Raw genomic sequence first — 3,564 nt, forward strand, 5'->3', positions numbered from 1 at the left:
CATGGAGATGATGACCTTGGGCCCCGGGGGCTGGCGCGTGATACCCGAGCCCTGAGCAATCAGCGTCGCGGCCTGGCGGGTGGTGATCGTGACCGTGCGGGGCTCATCATCGCTGGCGGGCTCGGAGGGTTCAGGCTCTGGATCCCAATTGCACGCAGCCCGCATTTTCTTGTGCTCATCTTGGTAAGATTTGCAGCTGCCGTGAGGTATCGCCAATTTGGTGTGACTGTCTGAGTATTGCACGGTCGTTCCAGGAGAACTGGGAGACTCAGGTTGCTCTGCGGGCTGAGGCGGAGTCACAGTTTCACGACGTTCTCCGTGAGTGACAACATGATTATCGTCAGACTCCGCTCCCCAGTTTACGGCCGTTCCGGAGTCCTGAGAGGAATCTGGTGCACCCACGGCGCTTGGAGACAGCACCCCTGTGCATATCATTAGGGCAATAGCGATGCGATTGTGTAATTTCATTGTTCCAACACCTTGACTCCGCCGATCATCCAGCGAGTTCCGTTGTACCTGATTGCGAAGTCCAGCACTTGGTTGTCTTTGGGGTCGGAAATTGTCGGGTCTTTCCCTCCGCCTGGGTGCGACACTACCTTTCCTTGGTTGGCGGTGACATCTAGTTCGTTGTAGTCGTATCCTTCGATTTTCTCGTAGTATGTGTAGTTCGTGATTTCTTGGTCCCACTTGTCTGCCCAGCCGCCGTTCTGGTGGAGCTTGGTGGCCCGGTCTATCACGGATTTGCAGAACTGGCAGCGGTCGTCGCTCATGGCGGCGAGTTCGGTGGTGTTGCCGGTCATGTAGGCGTAGCGGTAGAGCTCGAGGAAGTACCAGGCCGTCATGGCTGCCCCCTCACGTGTCTGGTCATTCATCTGCTCGGGCTTGGCCGGTGCGGGTTCGGCCAGGGCGGCATCGCGCTTGGCGCGCAGCTCAGGGGTCAGGGCCGCTTCCCGGGAGGCGGTCGCCGAGGCGTTGGCATCAGCAATGCCCTTCTCAGCCCGGGCAATAGCCGCCGACGCACTGGCACTAGCGCTCACGCTGGCCTCAGCCTTGGCGTCCTTCACCGAGCAGGCCGCCGCCCCCAGCGCCAGCACACACACCACCACCAGGCCAGCCACACCCCTCCGGCACCCGAAACGAGAACCGGATCGAGCCCCGGGTCGGGGCCTGGGCCCCGGCAGCACCACCCCACCCGGCCGCTCCGGCTCTATCGCCAATAGGGGCCGCTCCGCCCGCTCTCCAGGAACGCAGGGGCTGCACGGGCTTCCGGGGCCCAGGCAGGAGTGACCGACATGCGCAGCAAGGTCTCGTTCCAACACGGGTGGTCGGACACTTAGCTGTTTCGTCCCTCTTGCTGAAGTCGGCTGCCTGTTGTGCTTGCCGGGGACGTCGAGCTCTCGCTGGCCGCTGTGGCTGTGTTCGGCCAGACGCGGATCCAGCGCGAATAGCGGGCTGCTCGCCCGTCCTTGACTGACCGCCAAAGCCTCCTGCTCCGCGGGCTCGTCGACGCCATCGAGGTTCAGACCGGTCTGACGGTCGTGTGCGGCGGGGCACTGCATTGGCGGGGTTGAGCGATCTAGGCAGGTTGCAGACTGCCGAGCGCCCCTGAGTACAGGGGCGGGCACAGCAGATCGTAGGGACGCACTCATCACGGAAGCCTCCTCGCCACCGAAACAACTCCACACCCCGCCCGGCCGGGCAACACTGCCCGTCCAAGCGGTGTATTGACACTACCCGCACCAACGCCCCCACACCAGCCCCAGACACCACCCTGTGGAAAACCCCGGACCAGGACGACCGGCTGAATCACCCCGCCAAGCCCGCCGCTCAGCCGGAAACGTGCTCAGCACAGGCCACCAAGGAATGAACCTACGCAGCCCCGGAAAGCCGAGGAAGTCCTCGGCTCGGCACTCCAGGTCATCTCCGACCCGCTCACCGGGCCCCGCTGGTTCTGCCGCTTCCGCGCAAGACCCGGGACACTGCGTCGGGCAGCAAGGCCGGATAGGAAACGGCGCCGCCCACGCCCCGGCTTCGGCCGAGCGCGATCACCCGCGACCGCCCGCGAGCCTCGCTGCCCGCTCACCGGCACCGGTCTTCGCCCGCTCTCGGGCCGAAACACACCACCTCACGAACCAAGACCGACCCCTCGCGGCCCCGCTGGGTGGCCCTGACAGAACCTGCCAAGCGGTGGACCTGCGCCGAGGCCCGTGCCTAGTCTTCACATATCAACCCGCACTGATGTGAGGACCTACCTTTGACTGCTTCTGCTCCCGCCCTGCCCACCACGATGCGCGGCGTCGTCTTGCACGCCGCCGGTGACGTCCGTGTCGAGGACCGCGCGGTCCCCCACGTCATCGAGCCCACCGACGCCGTCATCAAGCTGGAGGCCGCCTGCGTGTGCGGCTCGGACCTGTGGCCCTACCGGGGCATCTCCCCCGTGGAGGAGGCCCGCCCCATGGGCCACGAGTACGTGGGCACCGTCGTCGAGGTCGGCAACGACGTCAAGAACGTCAAGGTCGGCGACTTCGTCGTCGGCTCCTTCTGCCTGAGCGACAACACCTGCGAGATCTGCGAAGACGGCTACCAGTCGCGCTGCGCCAACGGCGGCTTCATCGGGGACACCCAGGCCGAGTACACGCGTGTGGCCCTGGCCGACGGGACCCTCGTCGTCGTTCCCGGCGGCAAGCCCGAGGACCCCGAGATCATCGCCTCACTGCTGGCCGCCTCCGACGTGCTGGGAACCGGCTGGTTCGGGGCCGTCGCGGCCCAGGCCGGCCCCGGCAAGACCATCGCGGTGGTCGGCGACGGCGCCGTGGGCCTGTCCGCCGTCCTGGCCGCCAAGGCCCTGGGGGCCGAAAAGGTCATCGCCTTCTCCCGCCACGAGGACCGGGCGGCGCTGGCCCGCGAGTTCGGCGCCGACGTCGTCATCGCCGAGCGCGGCGACGAGGGCGCCGCGAAGGTCAAGGAGCTCACCGGCGGCTACGGCGCCCATGGCGTCGTCGAGGCCGTGGGCAACCAGACCTCGATGATGCAGGCCATCGCCTCCTGCCGCCCCGGAGGGCACCTGGGCTACGTGGGCGTCGCCCACGGCGTCTCCCTTCCCGGGGACCAGCTCTTCTTCGCCGAGATCCACATGCTGGGCGGCCCCGCCCCCGTGCGCCGTTTCCTGCCCGACCTCATCGACCGCATCCTCAAGCGCGAGATCCACCCCGGCAAGGTCTTCACCCTGCGCCTGCCCCTGGAGGAGGCCGCCGAGGCCTACAAGGCCATGGACGAGCGTCGCGCCATCAAGGCGCTCCTGGAGCCCTGAACCACACCGCACACCACCCACCATCACCATCTGAAAGCAGGAGCGTTCATGAAGACCCTCGTTCTCGTCTTCCACCCCAACATCTCCGAGTCCCGGGTCAACAAGGCCCTCGGGGCCGCGGCGGAGTCGCTCGCCGGCAACATCACCGTGCGCTACATGTACGACATCTACCCCGACTTCAACATCGATGTGGCCACCGAGCAGGCCGCCCTGCTGGGCGCCGACCGCATCGTGCTGCAGTACCCCATGTACTG

Annotated in this window: 3 protein-coding genes and 1 pseudogene; 2 read left to right on the forward strand and 2 right to left on the reverse strand. The window is 66.4% G+C overall.

Translation table 11 applies throughout. From position 1 onward, the window contains the following. A pseudogene (locus BKH20_RS15100) lies at window positions 1–243 on the reverse strand (zinc transporter); the annotation flags it as partial. A gap of 221 nt (window positions 244–464) precedes the next feature. Next, entirely contained in the window at window positions 465–1,118 is a 654-nt protein-coding gene (locus BKH20_RS13515; protein WP_256693201.1) for a DUF6318 family protein, read from the reverse strand. A 1,169-nt stretch (window positions 1,119–2,287) separates the two neighbouring features. Between BKH20_RS13515 and BKH20_RS13520 the strand changes: the two genes are divergently transcribed. Beyond that, window positions 2,288–3,310, forward strand: coding sequence for a zinc-dependent alcohol dehydrogenase family protein (locus BKH20_RS13520; RefSeq protein WP_075391474.1), 1,023 nt, complete (start codon window positions 2,288–2,290; stop codon window positions 3,308–3,310). Between the two features lie 48 nt (window positions 3,311–3,358). Continuing rightward, a partial coding sequence (locus BKH20_RS13525; RefSeq protein WP_178388619.1) for an NAD(P)H-dependent oxidoreductase occupies window positions 3,359–3,564 on the forward strand: 206 nt, incomplete at its 3' end.

The organism is Actinomyces oris (assembly GCF_001937445.1).
Taxonomy (GTDB): Bacteria; Actinomycetota; Actinomycetes; order Actinomycetales; family Actinomycetaceae; genus Actinomyces; species Actinomyces acetigenes.

Coding starts and splice junctions, on each gene's coding strand:
- BKH20_RS13520 (WP_075391474.1), top strand. CDS start 2,288: ATGCGCGGCGTCGTCTTGCACGCCGCCGGTGACGTCCGTGTCGAGGAC.